The sequence below is a fragment of the Paenibacillus plantarum genome, assembly GCF_013141695.1.
GTDB lineage: Bacteria > Bacillota > Bacilli > Paenibacillales > NBRC-103111 > Paenibacillus_E > Paenibacillus_E plantarum.
Map to the genome: position 1 here is coordinate 352,568 of NZ_WHNY01000067.1, position 23,066 is coordinate 375,633.

At 45.4% G+C, this 23,066-nt stretch carries 20 protein-coding genes; 15 read left to right on the forward strand and 5 right to left on the reverse strand.

Going from position 1 to position 23,066, the window contains the following annotated elements; genetic code table 11:
• Positions 1–93: 93 nt before the first annotated feature.
• On the forward strand, positions 94–2,175 hold the full coding sequence (locus GC096_RS24530) for a 3-keto-alpha-glucoside-1,2-lyase-like domain-containing protein (RefSeq protein WP_171633924.1): 2,082 nt from the start codon (positions 94–96) through the stop codon (positions 2,173–2,175).
• A gap of 104 nt (positions 2,176–2,279) precedes the next feature.
• Positions 2,280–2,777: a metallophosphoesterase family protein gene (locus GC096_RS24535; protein WP_171633925.1), complete on the forward strand. Its 498-nt coding sequence runs from the start codon at positions 2,280–2,282 to the stop codon at positions 2,775–2,777.
• Positions 2,778–3,168: 391 nt separating this feature from the next.
• Here GC096_RS24535 and GC096_RS24540 read toward each other — a convergent pair whose 3' ends face one another.
• Positions 3,169–4,041 carry an aldo/keto reductase gene (locus tag GC096_RS24540; RefSeq protein WP_246302928.1) on the reverse strand — a complete coding sequence of 291 codons (873 nt, stop codon included), beginning with the start codon at positions 4,039–4,041 and terminating at the stop codon, positions 3,169–3,171.
• 343 nt (positions 4,042–4,384) lie between these two features.
• Between GC096_RS24540 and motA the strand changes: the two genes are divergently transcribed.
• Both motA and motB read left to right on the forward strand, forming a co-directional pair.
• A complete protein-coding gene (gene motA, locus GC096_RS24545; protein ID WP_171633927.1) occupies positions 4,385–5,182 on the forward strand; it encodes a flagellar motor stator protein MotA in 798 nt (265 codons plus the stop codon).
• Positions 5,179–5,985, forward strand: a complete 807-nt coding sequence (gene motB, locus GC096_RS24550) for a flagellar motor protein MotB (RefSeq protein ID WP_171633928.1) — start codon at positions 5,179–5,181, stop codon at positions 5,983–5,985. The genes motA and motB overlap by 4 nt, the downstream gene beginning before the upstream one ends.
• 67 nt (positions 5,986–6,052) lie before the next feature.
• Here motB and GC096_RS24555 read toward each other — a convergent pair whose 3' ends face one another.
• Positions 6,053–7,975, reverse strand: coding sequence for a methyl-accepting chemotaxis protein (locus GC096_RS24555; protein WP_171633929.1), 1,923 nt, complete (start codon positions 7,973–7,975; stop codon positions 6,053–6,055).
• Between the two features lie 260 nt (positions 7,976–8,235).
• Here GC096_RS24555 and GC096_RS24560 point away from each other — a divergent pair, with 260 nt between their 5' ends.
• The 5 genes from GC096_RS24560 to phoU all read left to right on the forward strand — a co-directional run bounded on the left by GC096_RS24560 (position 8,236) and on the right by phoU (position 12,570).
• On the forward strand, positions 8,236–9,153 hold the full coding sequence (locus GC096_RS24560) for a phosphate ABC transporter substrate-binding protein (RefSeq protein ID WP_171633930.1): 918 nt from the start codon (positions 8,236–8,238) through the stop codon (positions 9,151–9,153).
• A gap of 169 nt (positions 9,154–9,322) precedes the next feature.
• Entirely contained in the window at positions 9,323–10,261 is a 939-nt protein-coding gene (pstC, locus tag GC096_RS24565) for a phosphate ABC transporter permease subunit PstC (RefSeq protein ID WP_171633931.1), read from the forward strand.
• Positions 10,258–11,115 carry a phosphate ABC transporter permease PstA gene (gene pstA, locus GC096_RS24570; protein ID WP_171633932.1) on the forward strand — a complete coding sequence of 286 codons (858 nt, stop codon included), beginning with the start codon at positions 10,258–10,260 and terminating at the stop codon, positions 11,113–11,115. Before pstC ends, pstA begins: the two co-directional genes overlap by 4 nt.
• A 3-nt stretch (positions 11,116–11,118) precedes the next feature.
• Positions 11,119–11,886: a phosphate ABC transporter ATP-binding protein PstB gene (pstB, locus tag GC096_RS24575; protein ID WP_171633933.1), complete on the forward strand. Its 768-nt coding sequence runs from the start codon at positions 11,119–11,121 to the stop codon at positions 11,884–11,886.
• Positions 11,887–11,910: 24 nt separating this feature from the next.
• Complete coding sequence (gene phoU / locus GC096_RS24580) at positions 11,911–12,570, forward strand: phosphate signaling complex protein PhoU (RefSeq protein WP_171633934.1); 660 nt, start codon at positions 11,911–11,913, stop codon at positions 12,568–12,570.
• A 63-nt stretch (positions 12,571–12,633) separates the two neighbouring features.
• On the opposite strand, the gene GC096_RS24585 is transcribed toward phoU, so the two are convergent.
• A complete protein-coding gene (locus tag GC096_RS24585; RefSeq protein ID WP_171633935.1) occupies positions 12,634–14,205 on the reverse strand; it encodes a response regulator in 1,572 nt (523 codons plus the stop codon).
• A 188-nt stretch (positions 14,206–14,393) separates the two neighbouring features.
• Here GC096_RS24585 and GC096_RS24590 point away from each other — a divergent pair, with 188 nt between their 5' ends.
• Complete coding sequence (locus tag GC096_RS24590; RefSeq protein WP_171633936.1) at positions 14,394–16,136, forward strand: GGDEF domain-containing protein; 1,743 nt, start codon at positions 14,394–14,396, stop codon at positions 16,134–16,136.
• Positions 16,137–16,154: 18 nt separating this feature from the next.
• Here GC096_RS24590 and GC096_RS24595 read toward each other — a convergent pair whose 3' ends face one another.
• Entirely contained in the window at positions 16,155–16,904 is a 750-nt protein-coding gene (locus GC096_RS24595; RefSeq protein WP_171633937.1) for an HAD family hydrolase, read from the reverse strand.
• 141 nt (positions 16,905–17,045) lie between these two features.
• Between GC096_RS24595 and polA the strand changes: the two genes are divergently transcribed.
• The 5 genes from polA to GC096_RS24620 all read left to right on the forward strand — a co-directional run bounded on the left by polA (position 17,046) and on the right by GC096_RS24620 (position 22,681).
• The gene (gene polA, locus GC096_RS24600; protein ID WP_171633938.1) at positions 17,046–19,709 is read left to right on the forward strand and encodes a DNA polymerase I; all 2,664 of its coding nucleotides are present in this window, start codon (positions 17,046–17,048) and stop codon (positions 19,707–19,709) included.
• Between the two features lie 56 nt (positions 19,710–19,765).
• Positions 19,766–20,626, forward strand: coding sequence for a DNA-formamidopyrimidine glycosylase (gene mutM, locus GC096_RS24605; RefSeq protein WP_171633939.1), 861 nt, complete (start codon positions 19,766–19,768; stop codon positions 20,624–20,626).
• A 98-nt stretch (positions 20,627–20,724) separates the two neighbouring features.
• A complete protein-coding gene (locus GC096_RS24610) occupies positions 20,725–21,465 on the forward strand; it encodes an MntP/YtaF family protein (protein ID WP_171633940.1) in 741 nt (246 codons plus the stop codon).
• A 35-nt stretch (positions 21,466–21,500) separates the two neighbouring features.
• Positions 21,501–22,097: a dephospho-CoA kinase gene (gene coaE / locus GC096_RS24615; RefSeq protein ID WP_171633941.1), complete on the forward strand. Its 597-nt coding sequence runs from the start codon at positions 21,501–21,503 to the stop codon at positions 22,095–22,097.
• A complete protein-coding gene (locus tag GC096_RS24620) occupies positions 22,094–22,681 on the forward strand; it encodes a lytic transglycosylase domain-containing protein (RefSeq protein WP_171633942.1) in 588 nt (195 codons plus the stop codon). The genes coaE and GC096_RS24620 overlap by 4 nt, the downstream gene beginning before the upstream one ends.
• Positions 22,682–22,781: 100 nt before the next feature.
• On the opposite strand, the gene GC096_RS24625 is transcribed toward GC096_RS24620, so the two are convergent.
• Complete coding sequence (locus GC096_RS24625; RefSeq protein ID WP_056616653.1) at positions 22,782–22,991, reverse strand: alpha/beta-type small acid-soluble spore protein; 210 nt, start codon at positions 22,989–22,991, stop codon at positions 22,782–22,784.
• Positions 22,992–23,066: the final 75 nt, after the last annotated feature.

Below are 23,066 nucleotides of genomic sequence, written 5' to 3' on the forward strand. Positions count from 1 at the left end.
AGCATTCGTGTAAAAAAGTGAACCTGCCTGATGATAGACATAAGTGAAAGCGTCAACAAAATGTAAGATCAACCACGTAAAGGGGAATGATTCATGTATTCTGCCAAAAAAATATTTGCCATCTTCGCTGCCATACTTATGTTGCTTTCCTTCCTAGGAACCTTGCCTAAAGCTGCTCTGGCTGCGGGCACCATTTATTATGTAGATTCTTCGAGACCTGATGACAGCGGAGATGGGAAAAGCACGGCAACTGCTTGGAAAAGCTTGACCAAGGTTAATGCGACAACGTTCGTGGCTGGCGATCAGATCTTATTTAAATCAGGAGGTACTTGGACCGGGCAGCTTTATCCGAAGGGTTCTGGCGTGTCTGGCAGCCCTATTACCCTCTCAAGCTACGGCAGCGGAAGTAAACCGCTCATTAACGGTAATGGGCTTACGATGAATGCGGATGGCAGCGGTGGATCGGCCGTCTATTTGTACAATCAAGAGTACTGGGAAATTAAGAACCTTGAAGTGACGAACAAGGGGGCAACCGCTGCCAAACGTTTAGGCGTCAACGTGGTAGCATCGGATTATGGAACAGCCAACTACATCCATATTTCTAATCTCACCGTTCACGATGTAAACGGAATTAATACCGATAAGAAAAACGGCGGCATCGCTGTACAGGCATTAGGAACTTCCGTATCTACCAAATGGAACGATGTTAAAATCGAAGGAAATACCGTGTACACGGTGGATTCAACGGGTATTCAGACGCATTCCCGCTGGATGAATCGGGGCGGCATGGTCGATTCTGGGCCGTGGTCGGGTTTCACCAACGTGCTTATTCAGTATAATACGGTGTACGATATTGGGCGTGATGGCATTCTGGTTCGGGTAAGCGCGGCTCCTGTCATTCAATATAATGTCGTTCATCATGCCAATATGCGTTCCGGCGCTGAGGGAGTTGCCATCTGGCCGTTCAATACGGACGATGCGCTCGTACAATACAACGAAGCGTATAGCACGCATGGAAGCTTGGACGGTCAAGGATTTGACTCGGACTATGTCTCTAATCGAACGATTATTCAGTATAACTATAGCCATGACAATGAAGGCGGCTTCGTGCTCATTTGTAATAACGGTACAAGTAATTTCAATAATGGCACCATTGTCCGTTATAACATCAGTCAGAACGATGGCACACGTATTTTTCAATTGGCTGGTCCAGTTACGAATACGAGCATCTATAACAATACGATCTATGTTGGCGCGGGAGTGGGCACTAATATTTTATTAATCAACGATTGGGGAGGGTACGCGAGTAATACGTCTTTTAAAAATAATATCATCTATAACCTAGGCAGCGGCGGATATTCTTATGGCAGTGGTACGAATACTGTGTTTGATTATAACGTTTTCTACGGCAATCATCCCGGTTCGGAGCCAAGTGATGCACACAAGCTTACGTCCAACCCTCTACTAGTTAGCCCTGGAACAGGCACGGGTTTAACAGGAGTGAATGGTTACAAACTGCAGACTGGTTCACCAGCCATTGACAGCGGTGTTGCGATAACGGGTAGCGGCGGTATAGATTATTGGGGCAGTGCAGTTCCAGCTAACAGTGTGACAGACCGTGGTGCCTACGAAGGCGTGGGTATTCCTTCTACACCAGTGGTTACGGTGTTTAGTGACAATTTTGAAAGCGGATCTAGTAGTAGTTGGACGACTAGCGGAGGTACGTGGAGCGTAATCACAGATGGTAGCAAAGTGTTTAATCAATCTTTGATAACTGGTGAGGCTCTTGCCTTTGCGGGGAGTGCTTGGACGAATTATACGTATTCCTCGAAAGTGAAGCTAAATAATGCTTATGCCAACGCAGGACTGCTTTTCCGTGTCACAGATGCTAACAATTACTATATGCTGCGAATCAACAACAGTACGAATTCTCTTGATTTGTATAAAAAAGTAAGCGGAACTATGACCTTGCTTACAAGCGCTTCCTTTAGTTCAAGTATCAACACATGGTACGACCTCAAAGTGAAGGTAACGGGCAATACGATTGTTGGATCGGTCAATAATACGCAGCTGATTACTTGGACGAATGGCACAACGGAGCTGAGTACAGGCAAAATCGGTTACCGCATGGCTTCCTCGACGGCAAGCTTTGATGATGCTGTGGTTACACAGTAAATTTGCTGGTTAGAGTCTCGCGATTAAACACTTATTTGCATTCCTACTTTTTCCTGACTAGTATATTCTTAACGACTAGTTGATATTGGAAGGAGTGAAAGGTGATGCGAATAGGCGTTATAGCAGATACGCATTTATCCTACCGTGCCACGAAGCTGCCTGATGCGCTTATAGCAGGCTTACAAGGTGTCGATCTGATTATTCATGCAGGTGATTGGGTGAGTGAGCATGTCATTGAGCTTGTCGAGCAGATTGCACCTTGTGAGTCCGTAGCTGGCAATAATGACGGTGATGACATTGTGGAGAGGTTTGGGAAAAAGAAACTATTAACCTTCGGTAATTTTCGAATAGGTCTTATCCATGGGGATGGTTTCCGGAAAACGACCGAAGAAAGAGCACGTGAAGCGTTCGAGGCTGAGCGGCCTGAGATGGTGATCTTTGGACATTCACACATCCCGTTTCTCCAAAATGTTCAAGGGACGATCATGTTCAATCCAGGTTCACCTACGGATAAAAGAAGACAGCCTCGGTACTCGTATGGCATTCTCCAATTAGGGGAGCAATGGAAGGCGGAGCATTTCTTCTACGATTCTAAAGAGTAGTGTACTGTGAAGCGATGGTTATCCAAAGTTCGGTGCATTCTGAGCTTGGGCGTAGGATTGAGGTTAGTTTGAGGCTTATGAACGCATGGTGACTGCCAATTCGTGTTTAGATGTATAAACTACAGCTAATTTGATCGAATCTGACGTGTTTTGAGGTTTAGATGGAAAAAGTACATCTAATTTGTATGAAATTTGAAGAAACGAGTAAAACGAAGGGATTTAACTACAGGAAATCCAGTTAATCTTTCAAATTCGAGAATTCCACTTCAAATAGATGGAGAAAATCCAGTTATATGAGGGAAGCAGGATTAGTACTCATCGGTCATTAACGAATAAAGAGGCTATTTCAAAAAGTCGAAACTGACTTTTGAGACAGCCTCTTTCGTTGTTTCTACCGCTCATACCACTCGCCGGACACCCAGTCCGTCGATTTCCACTTCAGCACATCCGGATTCGCCAGATGCATAATTTCCTTCAAGAAATCAAGTTGCTCGAGATCGGTCATCGGCTTGAAGTTTTTCGCTATCGCAAGATTCTGCTCCAGCTGTTCCATAGACTCCATGCCAACGATAGCCGTAGAAATCGGCAACGACAATGTGTAACGCAAAGCTTTCTCATACCACGGCGCCAATTTGCCCAACGCCATGACTTTCATGCCGATGACCGCGATGCCCTTTTCATTGGCTTTGGGCAGGAACTCATGGGCGAAGCTATAAACAAGGTGATCAGCAGCGGAGAGCGCGACAAGTGCGCTATCGAACGGATAGCGGTCAATCGCTTCGAGCTGCACTTGAGGATTCGTATGACCACTGATCGAGATATGCTTGATCATGCCTTGTTCTTTCGCTTCAATTAAAGCTTCCAGTGCGCCCCCTTTGGCTAAACACTGATCGAGCTCTTCCATTTTCATAATATTATGTAGACGCCACTCTTCGACGTGATCCGTCTGAAGACGCTTCAAGCTGTCTTCGAGAAGTCGGAAGGAACCGTCGCGCGTACGGTCATTGGTCTTGGTTGCAATCCATACCTCGTCCCTGCGATTATGAAGAGCTAGTGCTTTACCTAACCGTTCTTCCGATTGCCCTTTAGAATAGCTAGGCGCTGTGTCGAAGTAAGTAATTCCCTCATCGAGGGCACGATTCACAATCTGAATCGCCTGTTCCTCCGTGCAGTTATGTTCATCTACAATACGTTGGGCGCCAAAACTTAATAGTGGGAAATGTGCCCCTGTCTGTCCAAAAGGTCTTTTCTCCAATCCAATCATTCCTCCTACAATGGCAAGCTGAAGTTATTATGTCCTATCGTTCCCACAATGGATACCAAGACATACCAATTTTACCACAAGGGTTGAATTTTGAAAGAGAGCGAAATAAGAAGGAATCCAATTGAACCTCATATAATTTAAATGGTAGAGGTTTTCGTCAGGATTCGACCGAATTGGTTCGAAATGATGAACGAATGGGTCTTTTGGCCTAATATTTTTATGGAAAAGGATTGTAGTAATTCGAAATTAAACTTATTATGAATATAGAACTCAGTTAATGTCGAAAGCTTGGTCGAACAAGCTTGAAATACATAAATCGATTACTTGAAGAGGTGCATGAAGCATGGAGAAATCATCAATTATTGGTATTGTGCTGGCTGCAGTATCCATTGGCTTTGGTATGGTACTAAAGGGAGCAAGTCTAGCGGCCTTATTAAATCCTGCGGCTGCATTAATCATTTTCGGTGGAACAGCTTCAGCGCTGCTCATAGCCTTCTCGCTAGAAGAAATCAAGAAAATTCCGGTCTTATTAAAAATTATTTTTACGGAACAGAAACTAATGCCCAAAAAAGAATTGATCGAAACATTCATTAACTGGGTGAGCATTACGCGTCGTGAGGGGTTGCTTTCTTTGGAGAAGCAAGCTGAGGAACTTTCGGATCCTTTTATGAAAAGCGGTATGCGACTGATTATCGATGGGAATGACCCTGACTTTGTGCGGGATGTTCTACTTGAAGATATTGCTGAGATGGAAACGAGACATAAGAAATTTGCAAGTATTTTTACACAAGCAGGTACGTATGCGCCTACATTAGGGGTACTTGGAGCCGTTGTAGGGCTTATCGCAGCACTTGGTAATTTGAGTGAAGTTGAGAAGTTGGGTCACTTGATTTCAGCAGCTTTCGTTGCTACCATGTTCGGTATTTTCTTGGGCTATGTTATCTTTCACCCTTTTGCAAATAAACTTAAGCAGAAGTCCAAGAAAGAGGTTGAAATCAAGTTGATGGTCGTAGAGGGTCTACTTTCCATCCAATCTGGTGTGTCTGCCAATTCCGTGAAGCAGAAGATGATGATTTTTGTTGCTAACAAGGATCGTGCGTCCTATGAACAAAGCATGGAGGGGGGGGCATCCGGACAGTGAGTAAGAAAAAGAAGCACGAGGATCATGAAGAACATGTCGATGAAACCTGGTTGATTCCCTATGCGGATTTATTGACTTTACTCCTTGCCCTCTTTATCATTTTGTTCGCATCTAGTCAGTTAGACTCTAAGAAATATGATTCCATTATGCGATCGTTAAATAATGCATTCACAGGTGGCGAAGCGCCATTCGCCATGTCAAATTTAATTCCAATTGATGATGCAGCGAATTCGACGAAAAATAATTTTAAGAACCAGAATCCTCCTTCCAAAGAAGAGAATAAAATCGAGAGCCAGCTAGCTGCTAAGCTTCAGAAGGAAGAAAAGGATCTGGAAGAACTAAAGAAAAGTATGGATGCGTTTATTAAAGAAAATAACATGAGTGAACAGTTGACAACCAAGTTGGATAATGAAAAGTTGACGATTACCATAAGCGATCGAGCACTGTTCGATTCTGGATCTGCGACAATTAAGCAGGAATCCCAAAACCTAGCCACATCGATGTCGAATTTATTGGGGCAATATCCTGGCTATCAGGTCGAGGTAGCTGGACATACCGATAATATACCGATTCATCGGGCGGATTTTGAGACGAATTGGGATTTAAGTGCCAAGCGCGCGGTGAACTTCATGAAATTACTGCTCGTTAACACCAAGATTCAGCCAGCATCTTATTCCTCCGTTGGCTATGGCGAGTATCGTCCTATTGCGGAGAATGCGACAACCGATGGGCGGGCCAAGAATCGCCGAGTCGAAGTGAGCATCCTCCGTAACATCAAAGCATCGGATGAGATTGCGAAATAAGATCAAAAGAGCTAAGCGGCTTAAAAAGCGCTTAGCTCTTTTTGATTTTGTGCAATTCGTATAGATGTCACTTGACCCCGACCAATTCTTTCTTTTCTTGTCGTAACTCCTCGTCCTTGTGTACCTTCTGTTGCTGGATGTCACGATGTTGTTCAAATACGGGCTCTACGTTCAATTCCTGTTCAATCACTGCGATTTGTTCCAAAATTTGTTCCACGATGAGTTCTCCATCATCATGGGCTTCTATTGGCTCGTCCACACTAAGAACCTCCGCAATTTGAAACTTGCTAATTTCTGCAAAAAGCTGCTCAGCCAGCTCAAGAATATCATCTGACTCTTCGGCAATACGGCGGATCGATGCGTCCTGTTGAATACTGGTCGAGTTCACCTCTTCAACACCTGCAGCTGTTTCTTGCGCAATAGCGGCAACGAATTGGACGGAATCGACAAGGTGATCGTTTTTCGATTGGGCTTGTTCGATTTTATGGTGAATCTGCACAATCTGCTCACGGATGACTAACGTAGATTGCTCAATTCTATTGAAGGAGCCGAAGGTTTCCTCCACATGGTTACTTTGCGTTAGCGCAGATTCACGCGCATCACCCAGTGAAAGCTGCAGCTCCTGAATCTGCCCTTGCAGCGTCCCGATGATACCGCTGATCGTCTTCGACGATCCGTTCGTTTGCAGGGACAGCTCGCGCACTTCGTCCGCGATCACCGAGAAGCCGCGGCCGTGCGCACCGGCTCTTGCCGCTTCGATTGCGGCATTCAACGCTAGGACATTCGTCTGCGTTGAAATTTCCATGATCGAGCGCACGATGGCGCCGATCTGCTTCGAGCTGGCGCTGAGCGTCTGCATCGCCGCATCTACTTTTTGCAGCAGGAGCTGCGACTGCGCAGTCGATGCTTTGAGTGCTTGCACGTACGCGGTACCTTGCTGCGTATTGGCAGCAGCCTCGTCGCTGCTGCGTTTCATTTCATTAGTATACGCGCTGATACCGCGGATCTCATCCTCTAGCTCAGCAATAAGCAGCGAGCTGCTCTCTGTTTTCATCGCTTGTTCATCTGCACCTGTTGATATCTCGTGGATCGCTTTGAGGATATCCGAGTTAGCCGAAGCTGTTAGCTGTGAGAAGCGATGGAATTCATGTGAATGGGCAGATAAGGAAGATGCGATGCCCTTGGTTGCGCCAAGCATGAGCCTAACCTGCTTGATCATTTGATCGAAGTTATTACTTAATTGCCCAAGCTCGTCTTTGGCAGAGGAATTAATGGTGTGGGTTAAATCTCCGGAAGCAATGCGAGCGACGGCTTTTTGCAGAACAGAAATCGGACGTGTGAATGATGTAATAATGAGAAAAGCGATGACCAAGGTTAAGAAAAAGACGAAAGCAGAAGCAACGATCATGATCGTGCGGCTGTCATTAAGTGCTTTGGAGGAGTCTGCAATTGCAGATGCAGCGCCATCCGCGTACGTTACATAAAACTTATCCACCAATCCAAAGATGTTATCCTTCAACTCTTGCGATTCACTATATAAGTACAACAGATTAATCTGAAGATCATTTGGCTTGATGCTGGTGTCCTGTACCATTTTAGCTGCTGTATCGAAATTATTTATGTAATCAACCGAGGCTTGGATTAACTGGCTTCGCCATTTTTGCTGATCTGGGGTACTGGCGGTATCCCCGATCTTTTGAATGAAATCATTGTAAGGCTTTCGTTTACTGTTGTATTTCTCGATAAATTCGGGTTTCTTGGAGATTTCAAGTCCAGAAGCAATGATGTTCATCTCTTGAACCAAATTTTTAAGCTCCAAGGCCATAACTTTGAGATCTACTTTATCATTCTGATCGGTCATATGCTGTTTAATTTGTGTCACCTGATTCAGATTGAACAGGGCCACGGCCAAGAAAATGAGCAATACGCCGCTGAAGCTTGCGATTAATTTTGCACGCATAGAAAAGTTGGACAATGACAAAATACGCATATGTATACCTCCTATAAATAGACAAACTTAGACATTTTTCCGCCTAACTACTTATTAATATAGGGGGCTTCTATTAACTAGAGCGTCGAACTATGTAAATGATTTGTAAATTAAAAGTTTTACATTACGTTTACGTTTCGTGGGTTTGTATTTAACATTCGCTTGTTACCATATGGAAGTAAGGTCGTTCGACACACAAGCAGATGGGGATCGAACATAACCAAATCCAGCACATACATTCAAAGGAGGACATGTTAACTATGTTTAACTTCATGTCGAAAAAAGGAATTACATTTACACTATCCGCGGTATTAATGATGGGGACTTTGGTTGGTTGCGGTGCAAAAACAGAAACTAAAGATGCTGCTTCCGCAACACCTGCTGCAACTGCAGCTGCTTCAGTAAAGCCTAGTGAAACGCCAAAAACAGAATTGAGCGGAACGGTTACAGCTTCCGGGTCCAGCGCACTTCTTCCATTAGTTAAGCAAGCAGCAACAGAATTTATGGAAAAGAACCCGAAGGTAACGATTAACGTAACTGCTGGTGGTTCAGGTACAGGAATTAAGAACGTAGCAGACGGAACATCCGATATCGGTAACTCCGACGTAGAACCTGCTGCTGAATATAAAGACAAAGGTCTTGTTGATCACCAAGTTGCTATCGCACCTTTCGCTTTCATTGTTAACAAAGATGTGAAAGTAGACAACGTAACGAAAGCACAAGCGACTGATATCTACATGGGTAAAATCACGAACTGGAAAGACGTAGGCGGCAATGACGCGAAAATCGTTCTTGTTCACCGTCCGGATAGCTCAGGTTCCCGTACACTAGTTAAACAAATTATTTTGGATGGTAAAGAGTTCACGAAAGACGGAATCACACAAGAAAACAGTGGTGCGATGAAAACTGCAGTTGTAGGTCAATCCGGTTCCATCGGTTACGTAGATACACCGTATATTGATGACACTGTAAAAGCTTTGAAAATTGATGGCGTAGCTTTCTCTGAAGAAAACATTAAGAACGGCACTTATAAATTGTTCGGTGTAGAACACATGTACACTAAAGGTGAAGCGACGGGCGCTGCTAAAGCTTTCATCGACTACATCTCCAGTAAGGATTTCCAAGGTAAACAAGTACGTGAGTTGAAGTTCTTACCAGCTGATTTGTTGAAAAAATAATAATCAAATAGAACATACTTAGAGCGCTCACATACTATGGAGCGCTCTTTTGTTTTGTTCAAAAGAGAAAACTTTTACATTCCCTTAACAATTCATTTACGATCCAATGACATTCATATTCTATGATAATACTAAGTCTTGTGTACTGAATAGAAAGGGGAATCACGCAGTGAATTCCATAGTAGATCAACTAACCAGCGTCAAATCGGACGAGAAGAATCGTCCAGTCATCACCAAATGGACCCAAGGACAGCATAGACAAGATAAAATAATGAGATGGATATTTGTAGGCAGTGCTGCATTAGTTTCTGCCATCATTTTCTCTATCATTGTTTTCGTGGGTATGCAAGGCATCAAGACCTTTCAAGGTGTAAGCCCTCTAGAGTTCTTCTTTTCAACAGATTGGACACCTGGTCAAAATAAATTCGGAGCGTTTCCTTTTCTATACAGCACGCTGCTCATGACACTTGTGGCTGTCGTTATCTCGGTTCCACTAGCCTTATCAGGTGCCTTGTTTATGGCGAAAATTGCACCTAAATGGATGCGTGAGATCATGCGTCCTGCGACAGATTTATTTGTTGGAATTCCTTCTGTTGTATATGGATTGATCGGGATGACGGTCATTGTACCTGCGCTTGGTAAATTTACAGGCGGGGTGGGCTACGGAATTTTACCAGCGGCTATCATCTTAGCGATTATGATCCTTCCTACTATTCTGTCCATTTCCGAAGATGCGATTCGTTCACTTCCTGGTCGATTGGAAGAGGCTTCGCTTGCGTTGGGAGCAACAAGATGGCAGACCATGTGGCGAGTACTCTTGCCAGCGGCGAGACCTGGTATTCTGACAGCGATCATCCTTGGGATGGGCCGCGCGATTGGCGAAACGATGGCGGTATTCATGGTTATTGGGAACTCGCCTCAAATGCCGAAATCGCTTCTTGACTCCACCACGGTGTTAACAACAGCGATCGTGAAAGATATGGGGAATACGAATTACGGGTCAACTTGGAACAATGCACTCTATTTGATGGCGCTGCTTCTACTTGTTATCTCCTTATCCCTCATTCTCATCATTCGAATTGTAGCTAAGAGGAGTGAACTCAAATGACAAGTAAAACAACGGATCGCATCGCGACCATATACTTCTGGGCATCAGGTATTATTATTATCGGGATTCTCGCATGGTTTCTCGTTCGCATACTAGGGGATGGCATACCTCACCTATCCTGGCATTTCATCTTCGGTAAGCCGGAAGAAATCAAAGCTGGCGGCGGAGTTGGACCACAGCTTTTCAACTCTTTCTATGTCCTGTTTTTATCTCTCGTGATTTCGATTCCGATCGGTTTATTTTCAGGTATATACCTAGCTATTTATGCACAAAAGAACTGGTTCACTGACCTCGTAAGAATATCGGTTGAGGCACTTTCTTCTGTACCATCTATCGTTTTTGGTCTTTTCGGATTTTTATTGTTCGCTAATTTGCTAGGGCTTAAATTTTCAATCATTGGTGGCGCGGCCACCGTTGCACTCTTGAATCTACCCGTCATGGTGCGGGTTACGGAGGAAGCTATTCGCACTGTGCCTGACTCCTATTGGGAAGCAAGCTTAGCGCTGGGTTCAACGAAATGGCAAGCGATCCGTAAGGTGCTCATTCCTGCCGCTTTACCTAACTTAATCACAGGAATTACCCTAATTGCCGGCCGTGCGCTTGGTGAATCAGCGATTCTCATTTACACAGCTGGGTTGTCTGTTTCACGCTTTTTCCCTGATTTCAATCCGCTCAAAATGGGAGAGACGCTCTCTGTTCATCTATGGTACATCGGTGCAGAATCACTTGTTCCAGATGCGAAAGAAATCGCTAAAGGCAGTGCTGCCCTATTACTCATCGTTGTCTTAATCTTTAATCTGCTAGTTTCGATACCAAGTCGAATCTTACAAAAAAGACTTTCCGGGGGGAAATAACATATGGCAATCGCGACGAAGTATAAAATTAAAGCAGAGAAATTAAATTTATTCTATGGAGATAATCAGGCGCTTCACGACGTAGATTTAAGTATTGAAACAGGAACCATTGCCGCGTTGATCGGACCATCAGGTTGTGGGAAATCCACGTTCCTTCGTACATTGAATCGAATGAATGATCTCATTGACAATGTGCGGATCACAGGAAATGTAGCCGTGGACGGACACAATATTTATGGTTCGGATTCCGATGTCGTTTCGCTGCGCAAACGTGTGGGTATGGTATTTCAACGTCCAAATCCATTCCCAATGAGTATCTATGATAACATCGCTTATGGACCACGAATTCATGGGATCAAGAAGAAATCTGTATTAGATGTAATAGTAGAACGCAGTCTCAAACAAGCTGCGCTTTGGGACGAAGTCAAGGACCGCTTGAATAAGTCTGCAATGGGGTTGTCTGGTGGACAACAGCAACGTTTATGTATCGCACGACTACTTGCTGTTGAGCCAGATGTATTACTAATGGATGAGCCTACATCGGCGTTGGATCCTATTTCAACATTGAAGGTAGAAGAACTAACACAAACGTTAAAAGAGAAATATACGATCATCATCGTGACCCACAACATGCAGCAGGCAGCGAGAATTTCAGATAAAACCTCTTTCTTCCTGAACGGTTATTTAGTTGAAACCGACCAGACCGATAAGATCTTCACGAATCCGAATGATCAACGTACAGAAGATTACATTACCGGACGTTTCGGTTAAAACACATAAAGGGAGAGATAACACATGGATGCAAGACCTGGGTTTCATCAGTCGTTGGCACTACTGCAGAAGGAATTACAGCAAATGGGAGAAAGTGTCGAGGATTTAATTTACAAGTCCGTAGAGTCGCTTGCCAAGCTTGATGAGAAAGCCGCACAGCAAGTCATCCAGAAGGACGATCTCATTGATGACTATTTAACGACCATTGATGAACTATGTTTACGTTTAATTGCTCTTCAACAACCCATGGCTAGTGATTTGCGAATTATTGGAACGGCGTTGAAGATTGCGACAGACTTGGAACGTATTGCCGATCATGCTGTCGATATCGCGAAGATCACGATTCGATTTGCAGGTGAAGAATTGGTGAAGCCGCTAGAAGTAATTCCGCAAATGGCTGAAATCGCTATCGAAATGTTGCACGAGAGCCTTCTATCCTATACGGAACGCGATGTACATAGAGCGGCATCGCTGGCCGAGAAAGATGATCGTGTAGATAAGCTATACAGTACGGTGATGCAGGAACTGATGGGGATGATGGGAACCGATTATCACCGGAACCGTCAATTGACCCATCTGTTGTTTGTTGCTCACTTCTTGGAGCGTGTGGCAGACCATACCACGAATATCGGTGAAGGTGTCATCTACATGGTTACGGGGAAACGGAAAGATCTGAACGTATAAACGATATAGAGAAGGGCCATCTCCAAAAGTAGATCAAATCTACTTCTGGAGATGGCCCTTTTCTCATTTGGAATGAAGCGGAAAGCGGATTATGAAGGTTGTCCCATTCGAACTGGAACTCACTTCAATCGTAGCGTGATGCCTTGCAGCAATACTGTAGCAAATGGCTAAACCGAGTCCAGTGCCTTCATCCTTCGTCGTGAAGAAAGGGCGGCCTAACTTCTCAAGATGCTCGGCTTTAATTCCACTGCCCTGGTCAGCAATTAGGAGGACAACGTGTTCAGGCTCCTGGTAGGTTTCGATCGATAGCGTTCCACCTATGCTCATAGCTTCAAGACCATTCATACACATGTTCAGAATCAGCTGTCGCATTTCTTTGTCGTCAAGTTGTATTTCTGGACAATAACCGAATTGACCATTAACATGCTTGCCTGACAGGACGGCTTCTGCTTGGATCAGAGGCAGCAAGCTTTCAATGATCCGATTAATACTCTCAGGACGTTGATAGGATTGCTTATTTTTGGCGAGAGAAAGATACTCCGTAATAATATCGTTGGCTCTATCCAACTCTTCCAACATGATGGGGATATATTCTTTTTGCATATGGCGATCATTTTCTTGAAATAGTTGAAGGAAGCCACGGATCGTCGTCATCGGATTCCGAATCTCATGCGCGATGCCTGCGGCCATTTCGCCGACTAGGTTTAATTGAGCAAGTCGTGCCATTTCGGTTTCAAATCGAAGACTTTCCGTAATATCAACTGCGACATGCAGCATGCATTTTTCATCCTCGATATCGATAATCTCTGTGGATAAGAGCGCAGTCCGAATGTCCCCAGTTTTGGTCACATAACGAACTTTCTCATTACGGACAATATCGCCATATTTAGCAATATTATTAAGATCATCACGCAATAGATTCAAGGCTGTGCCAATAACCTCGTCTCCATAGCCTGTATGCTGCTTCCAACTTTCATTAACATCCAGATAGGTTAGATCAGGAAGTCGGCGGATGGCCATTAAGGAAGGCGAGAGGATGAACATTTTTTTGAAATGCTCTTGGGAGTTCATTAGCTTCTCATGAGCATCGACCAGCTCAGACGTCCGTTCTTCAACCCAATTCTCGAGAAGTAAGTTTTGCTCTATTAATTTCTCCTCGGCTTCTGCAAGCTTGCGATTCGTTTCTTCTAGATCCAATGTGCGTTTATGTAAAAGCTCACTTTGAGCCTTCAACTTCTGATGGTTCAGATGCATATTAACGAAGCCATCCACCTTCATGCGCAGCATTTTGGGATGTACCGGTTTAAATAAATAATCAATGGAACCCACATGATAGCCTCGTAATACATGCTCAATCGAGGTGCTTAAAGCTGTTAGGAAAATAATCGGGATATCTTGACAGGCTTTCCGTTGCTTTATTAATTCTACGGTTTCAAAACCACTAAGACCTGGCATCTGCACATCCATCAAAATAACTGCAATATGGTCTGCAGGTTCTTTTAATAAATAGCGAAGTGCTTCTTCCCCTGATTGCAATGAAATCACGTCATAGGAAGAAGAGGCCAAAATGCTATTCAGAGCCAGCAAGTTTTCATAGCGATCATCTACCGCCAAGATTTTTACTTGTTGTTCCATCGGTCGGTCCTTTCCGCACAAGATCTGCTATACGCACCTACAATCCATATCACACCTTTTCGCGGAAAAAGTGTAATTCCCTCTTTTTTTCTTAAAGTCTTTACATACATTTTACATATGGTTAATCTTACCTATCATTTGGTTTGATAGACTTGGGATACATGTAGAAATAGATGAGGATGATGCACATGCTTACTCAGTCAGAAGTCGCGATCGAGTTTCATAAGTTAATAGAAGAACAGCGTATTTCTTCCGTCTATCAACCCATAGTATCCTTGCAAGATGGACAAGTGATGGGATATGAAGCTTTAACTCGCGGCCCGGTGGATGGCCCTTTTCATTCACCACTCGCGATGTTTCAGTATGCGGAGCAGCAAGGTGAGCTATATCGTCTAGAGAGGCTAGCACGTGAGAAAGCCATACAAGGCTCCATTTTGGAACACGGACAGCAATTGTTATTTATTAATATCTCGTCACACGTTTTAGAGGACCCTGGCTTTATTCCAGGCAAGACGCTTGAGATTCTGCAGCAGTATGGACTTCGTCCGAGCAATGTCGTGTTCGAAATTACGGAAAGAAGCTCGATTGAGGACTTTACTCTGGCTAAGAAGATTCTAGCCCATTATCGGACACAGGGTTATCGCATTGCGATTGATGACGCGGGGGCAGGGTATTCTTCACTCCAAGCGATTGCCGAGCTTCAGCCTGATTTTATCAAAATCGATCGTTCACTGATAGAAAATATTCATTTGAATAAAGTGAAAGCCTACATTCTCGAAACCTTCGTTACCTTTGCTCAGAAAATGAACATTTCGTTGATCGCTGAGGGCATTGAACAAGTAGAGGAGCTAGCCAAATTAACTCAAATGGGTGTGCATTATGCGCAAGGTTTTTTACTCGGGAGACCTTCTACATCTGTTGCGACTGTTCAAGACACACATAAAATGACCATTTGGCAGCATCGCAACGTCCAAGGAGGCACTATGACTTGGCATATTGGCGAGCTGAAAACACCTGTTGGTGTGTTCCAAACGAAAGCGCAAATTTCTGAAATCGCGGAGTTTTTCAAAAAGAATCAAGAGGCTGTCGGGGTTGTTATTGTTCATGATGATGAGCCGCGCGGACTTATGATGCGAGATCGCTTATTCCAACATTTGGCTGGCCAATATGCCTACTCACTGTACTGGAATCGCACGATTGATAGCGTGATGGATGCTTCACCTTTGATCGTAGACGAGTTAACGCCTGTGGAGCAAGTGTCCCAGTTGGCAACTTCACGGGCGATTCATCATTTATACGATCTTGTCATCATTACAAGCCAAGGGAAAATGGCGGGATCAGCGTCGATACGAACCATTTTAGAGAGTATTACGAATGTGAAAATGGAATCAGCACGCGTTGCGAATCCACTAACAGGTCTTCCGGGGAATTTGCAAATTAATCGAGAATTAAACAAACGAATTACGGCGAGAGTGCCTTTTCACGTGATCTATGCTGATTTGGATTATTTTAAATGGTACAATGATCGTTTTGGTTTTCAAAAAGGGGATCAATTAATTCAATATATGGCGGACTTAATGCAGCAAGCTATCGCTTTCTATGGAACACCAAGCGATTTTGTCGGTCATGTCGGCGGTGATGATTTTATTGCAATTTCCAGCTCACTATCACCGAAACTCTTGTGTCAGGAAATCATCAATCGATTCGAAACCGGTGTCCGGATGTTCTACGAAGGTGAAGATTGGGAGTATGTGGTGGATCGGGGGGGCCATCAAGTGAAAAGCGAAGGGGTCACGGTGTCCTTATCCTTAGTCATCTGCAGCTGTGAATCCCCTATTTCACTAGACTATATTTCTCAAACAGCGGCTCAGCTCAAAAAGAAAGCGAAGGCGCATCAAGGCAGTATTTATTGTTTTCAAACGATTGGCTAACGAATGCTGGAATGTGTTTCAGAACGTATAGATTAATTGTTTAAATGAACGAACGATGATCACTTTCTGCTTCCCAATCCGCCGCTCAGAGATTTTCTTAATATTGGCTGGGTGAATCCAGACTGCATCCATCCCGGTAGAAGCCGCGCCTACCACATCGTTACGCCACGAATTTCCCACCATTACACTCTGGCCGGAAGCCGTGTTCATCGATTTCAGGGCTTGCTCAAAAATCGCGGGATGTGGCTTTCGTGGTCCATCATTCTCCGTTGTAAATAAACGCTCTTGGTCGAACCAGGAGGTCAGCTTCATTTTCTCCAAATTACGCTGTAGTCGATTTCGATTTCCATTGCTGATAATCGCCAGTTTATATTGACGTGCCAGCACCTCTAGTGTGTCTTCTACCCCTGGGAATAAAGCAACGAAATGGTCTTCTTTCTCTTCGATTTGACTGAAAAAGGATCGCGTAAACGCTGTACTCACTTGCATCGGTAAAGGATGGAGTGCTTTGATTAGACAAATATGTCGCAACTCATCTGGCGAGATAGGGCTTCGGATAGGCGATTTGCGATGTCGGCTCCACTCGGACTTATAGCTAAGCAGTGCCTCTTGCGCGGTCAGTTTCGAATCCTCTGTTTCCCACCGTGCGGTGAAATCCTGCATAACTTCAAGAAAAGCGGAGTCGAAGCATTGCCTGCGATCAAGGATCGTGTTATTCATATCAAAAAATATAACCTTTTTACGTGTGGGTGAGAAAAAAGGACTCATACGGAGAACCTCCTTCTGAAGACCTGACCGTCCTACCTTGTAAAATTTCGGCTCCTTACATGTTTATGTAGGGAACCGTTTTTTTATTTTAATTTCGTATGCTATGATGAAGGAAGTATGTTTAAAATTGGGGTGGAACTTATGGATAAGCTTATAATTATTGATGGGAACTCAATCGCGTTTCGTGCCTTCTATGCGTTACCTTTGCTAAGCAATTCAAGCGGTTTACATACCAATGCGGTTTATGGCTTTACGACCATGCTGCTGAAATTGATTGAAGAAGAAAAGCCAACCCATTTTCTTGTTGCATTTGATGCGGGGAAAATTACGTTCCGACATAAAGAATATACCGAGTATAAAGGTGGTCGTGCGAAAACACCGTCAGAGCTTTCTGAACAATTTCCTTTAATTAAAGAATTGCTGAAGGCTTTCAAAATCCCGCAATTCGAGCTGTCTGGCTATGAAGCAGATGACATTATCGGAACGTTGACGAAAGAGGCGGATGCGAGAGGGGAGAAAGTTCTCCTCGTGTCTGGAGATAAAGATATGCTCCAACTCGCCTCGGAGCAAGTGACGGTTGCGATTACCCGTAAGGGTATCAGCGAGATGGATCGCTTCGATCCTGAAGCTATTAAAGAGAAATATGGGCTAACGCCGAATCAAATCATTGATTTGAAAGGTCTGATGGGCGATACGTCCGATAATATTCCGGGTATCCCCGGCGTAGGTGAGAAGACAGCGCTTAAAATGCTGCATGACTTTGGCACGGTTGAAGAAGTGTTGGCGAACACAGCAAGTCTGAAAGGTAAAATGAAAGAGAAAGTGGAAGAGCATGCCAAGAGTGCACTCATGAGCAAAGAGCTGGCCACTATTTACCGTGAAGTCCCGATGGAAACAGCGTGGGAATCGTTCCGTTATGACGGGTTCGATGGACAAGCGTTATCCAGTATGTTTCGCAAGCTAGAGTTCAAATCATTGCTAGAGAAGCTGGATTTCGGTACGGTCAGCTTGGAGGCCGAAGATCTCGTTGTCGAGAGTCTGGAAGCCGTTGCGGTTACAGAAGCTAATATAGGTGAGCTTGTTGCCAAGTTGGATGACCATGCTGCTATCCATGTGGAAGCTGTTGGTGAGAATCCACATCAAGCTGTGATGGTTGGGGTTGTCTGGTTTATCGATGATGGTGCTGACAACACCTCGTATTATGTGCCGTTTGCCCTGCTGCAAAGCGATGCAGGCAAGCCGCTGCGCGATTGGCTCAGCGACGCTTCCAAGAAGAAGCAACTCTTCGACCTGCACCGCGCACAGCTAGCGCTGGCTTGGCAGGGCATCCACCTGGCAGGGGTGGATTTCGACGTGCTGCTGGCCGCTTACCTCCTCGATCCGACGGAGTCGAATCTCAGCTTGAGCGGCCTGTCTGTGAAGTACGGTCTGCCATCTGTGAAGGCAGACGAGGATGTGTTCGGCAAGGGCGCGAAGTTTCGCCTGCCGGAACTCGCTGCGCTTAGCGACCATGTGGGTCGCAAAGCGATGGCGATGGCGCGCATGGTTCCCGTGCTGCGCGATGAATTAGAGAAGAGTGAGATGCATCAACTCTTCTACGAGCTTGAACTGCCTCTCTCCGGCGTTCTAGCGGAGATGGAGATGCGCGGTATCGCCGTGGATGCCGAGGGGCTCAAAACGCTCGGTGTGGAGCTTGGCAAGCAGTTGGACACGATCATGTCCAGCATCTACAAGCTCGCCGGCGTCGAGTTCAACATCAACTCACCGAAGCAGCTCGGTGAGATTCTGTTCGAGAAGCTGGGGCTGCCAGCTTCGAAGAAGACCAAGACCGGCTACTCGACGGATGCCGAGGTGCTGGAGCGTCTTGCGCCCTACAACGAAGTTGTCGGGCAGATCTTGCACTACCGCTCGCTAGCGAAGCTGCAGTCGACGTACGTCGAAGGGCTGCTCAAAGAGGTGCGGCCTGAGACCGGTAAGGTGCACACCTATTACCGGCAGACGATTGCCGCGACGGGACGTCTCAGCAGCCAGTTCCCGAACCTCCAGAACATTCCGATTCGTCTGGAGGAGGGCCGTAAGATCCGCAAGGTTTTCGTTCCATCCGAGCCAGGATGGTATATTCTTGCTGCGGATTACTCCCAGATCGAGCTGCGCGTGTTAGCGCACATCTCGCAGGATGAGAAGCTGAAGGAAGCGTTCCTTCAGAATATGGACATTCACACGAAGACGGCGATGGACGTCTTCGGCGTGGAAGAAAGCGCCGTCGACAGCAATATGCGCCGTCAAGCGAAAGCCGTTAACTTCGGTATCGTATACGGTATCAGCGACTACGGCCTGTCTCAGAACTTAGATATTACCCGTCGGGAAGCCGCTCAGTTCATTGAACAGTATTTCGCGGTGTTCCAAGGGGTTCGCCGATATATGGATGACATCGTCAAGGATGCTCGTCGTGACGGCTACGTAACTACGTTGCTTCAGCGTCGACGCTTATTGCCTGAAATTACGCATTCGAACTTTAATATACGTTCATTCGCAGAGCGAACGGCTATGAACACGCCGATCCAAGGGACAGCGGCAGACATCATCAAGCTTGCCATGGTTCAAATGGCTGATCGCTTGGTGAAAGAAGGGCTGAAGAGCCGCATGTTGCTTCAAGTACACGATGAACTTGTCTTTGAAGTGCCAGCCGATGAGCTGGAAACGATGAAGGTGCTTGTGCCTGAAGTCATGGCAGCTGCGTTGAAGCTGGACGTTCCTTTGCGTGCAGATGTTGATTTCGGTTTAACTTGGTATGATGCGAAGTAACAAGGGGGCTAGCGGCATGAACTGCCGCTCCCAACACCTAGAAGGAGGTGAACACCTTGCCTGAGTTGCCTGAGGTCGAAACCGTCAAACGAACACTTAATGAGCTAATTACAGGGAAAACGATCGCCCATGTGGAGGTGAGGCTGCCTCGTATTATTCAGAAGCCGGACGATATTCAGCAGTTTGAAACATTGCTGCAAGGTCAAACCGTTGAAACGATTGAACGAAGAGGGAAGTTTCTTCGTTTCGTGCTCACGGATTATGTGATGGTCTCCCATTTGCGTATGGAAGGCCGCTATGGCTTGTACGCAGGCGACGATCCGCTAGAGCCGCATACGCATGTTTTGTTCCGTTTTACAGATGAAAGTGAGCTGCGGTACAAAGATGTGCGGCAATTCGGCACGATGCACCTGTTCACGAAGGGCGATGAGCTAACGCAGCCGCCGCTCATGAAGCTCGGTATGGAGCCGCTTGACGAGGCGTTCACCTTCGAAGCATTTCGAGGGGTGATAGGCCATCGAGCTACGAAGATCAAGCCGTTGCTGCTCAATCAAGCATATATCGTGGGCATCGGGAATATTTATGTAGACGAGTCCCTCTTCTTGGCGGGGATCCATCCCGAACGGGAAGCTTCCTCACTGAGCAAGAAGGAGCTAGTCTTATTGCATGAGGCGATTATTCGTACACTCCAAGATTCCGTTGAGGTAGGCGGATCATCCATTAAGTCCTATGTGAATGGACAAGGCGAAATCGGCCTTTTCCAGCACCAATTGAACATTTATGGCAGACAATCACAGCCATGCAAAACGTGCAGCCAGGAGATTGTGAAAACCGTCGTGGGAGGCAGAGGGACGCACATATGTCTCACTTGTCAGCCATTGAAGCCCAAGCGGTCGCGAAAGAAGTCTGAGAAATAGGCACGAGAAGCGTACCCTCCCCATATGATATGGAGTACTTAGCCTAGGTAACAGCCCATGAGGCCTGTTAGTTGGGTAAAACGCTTAGGAGGGTTTGTATGCTTCCTGTCATATCTCTGCTCATTTTGGCATTTGCAGTTTCTTTGGACGGTTTCGGTGTTGGTGTGATGTATGGGTTACGTAAAATACGAATACCCCTTATCTCAATTGGAATTATATCGCTTTGGTCTGGTATCATTATTTTTACTTCGATGCAGATCGGCGTTTTGATGTCTTCCTTTATGTCCCCTGGCTTTGCCAAGCGAATTGGGGCGCTCATTTTGATCGGTATTGGCGTTTGGGCTCTTATTCAAATGAGACAAGGGCAGAAAAACCAAACGCAACAAGAACAAACAGCTGCTGCGACAGATCAAGCGATGGTTAGCAGCATGCCCTATGAAGAGATTCGCAACTCAGGTTACGTGGAGCCGGTGACCTTCGATACGTTACAGCGGACCAAAGAGATTCTCAGTATTGAGCTGAAACGTTTCGGGCTTGTGATTCAAATTCTACGAACGCCGTCCATAGCAGACGTGGATAAATCAGGCAATATTTCAGCCTCTGAGGCTACTTTGCTCGGCTTAGCGCTCTCCTTGGATGCCTTCGGAGCGGGAATCGGCGCTGCGCTTATTGGCTTCGTGCCGTTATTAACGGCTTCCGTCATTTCGATTTCGAGCGGATCCTTACTTGCCGTCGGCTTGCGGATTGGTTTCAGATATGCAGAAATGAACTGGATGAAGAAACTGTCTATTCTCCCAGGCTGTGTACTTATTGTCATGGGACTTTTGAAAATGCTATAGTTCACTAACAATGAACCTTTAGGAGAGAATCGCTTATGAATATCGGCTTAACTGGAGGTATTGCTTGTGGAAAAAGTACGGTTAGCCGCATGCTCGTTAGCCGTGGCGCCCTTTTAATCGACGCCGATCAAATCGCGCGTGATGTCGTTGAGCCTGGCAGCCCTGTTCTCGAACAGGTTGCTGCGCATTTTGGACAAGCAGTGATTGGATCCGATGGATCCCTGCAACGGAAGAAGCTTGGTGAAATTATCTTTGGATCTCCTGAAGCGCGTAAGCAGCTAGATGGCTTGTTGCATCCGCCTATTCGGGCAAAGATGCGTGAACAAATGACTTTGTATGAACGGGACTACCCCACCAAGCTGGTGGTGGTCGATGTTCCTTTACTTATAGAATCGAATTTGGTCTCGATGTTTGAGGAGATCATGGTTGTTTATATTCCGCGTCACTTGCAATTGGAGCGTCTGATGCAGCGAGATGGCTTGTCAGCCGAGAATGCTCAGCTTCGACTTGATGCACAGATGTCGATTGAGGAGAAACGAAAGCTAGCCGATATCGTGATTGATAATAGCGGAACTTGGGAAGAAACCAACATGAGGGTTGAGCTGTTCTGGGTAGGGAAGGGATTGGCATGACGTTCTTTCGGAAAAAGCGAATGTTTGCTCTTCTGCTTATCGTATTTGTCATGGTTCTCTTTATGAATAGCGCAATTATAGGTAGAAAGCTATATCCCATCTACTTTCAGCAGGAGATTAAGCAAAGCGCGGCGAAACACAATATAGACCCATTTCTAATTGCAGCCATTATTCGCGTCGAAACGAATTATAAATATCATTTAGAATCAAGCAAAGGGGCATTAGGGCTCATGCAGCTTATGCCTGATACCGCTGATTGGATTGTTGAATCCTCGAATCTAGGGCCTCATACACAAGAAGATTTGCTTCGAGTCGATATTAATATTTATTTAGGGTCATGGTATCTAAATTGGTTAATTAAGCATTATAATGGGAATTTAATCTACGCTATTGCAGCGTATAATGCAGGTCAAGGTAATGTGAACAAATGGAAAAACAGTAACGTTTGGGACGGTTCTGAAGACAATATTCGTGATATCCCATTTGGTGAAACCCGTCATTATGTGCAGCGTGTTCTTTATTACTATGAGAAGTATACGAAGTTATACACGGGCACGGAGCAATGGCAGGGTGCAGAAGCTTAGGTTGTCCGCACAAAACAAAGAAGCATTGGACTAGCTCCGAGTGGAGCGCAAAGTCCAATACTTCCTGTTTTGCAGAGTCAAAAGCGTGTGTTATTCAAGATTACTTGAATTGACCTGCTAGAGATTGTTCTGCGATTTGCACCAGGCGACGAGTAATGCTACCACCAATAGATCCAGTTTCACGAGAAGTCATGTTGCCATAGTAGCCATCTTGTGGGATAGCGATACCTAGCTCCTGAGCTACCTCGTACTTCAACTGATCCAAGGCTGCATTAGCTTGTGGAACGACTAAAGTGTTGCTTGAGCTCATGTCTGTTCACCTCCTTGTCGGTTGGTAAATCTATTGTGTGCAGAACTCCAAACTTCAAGACATGTAACATATGGT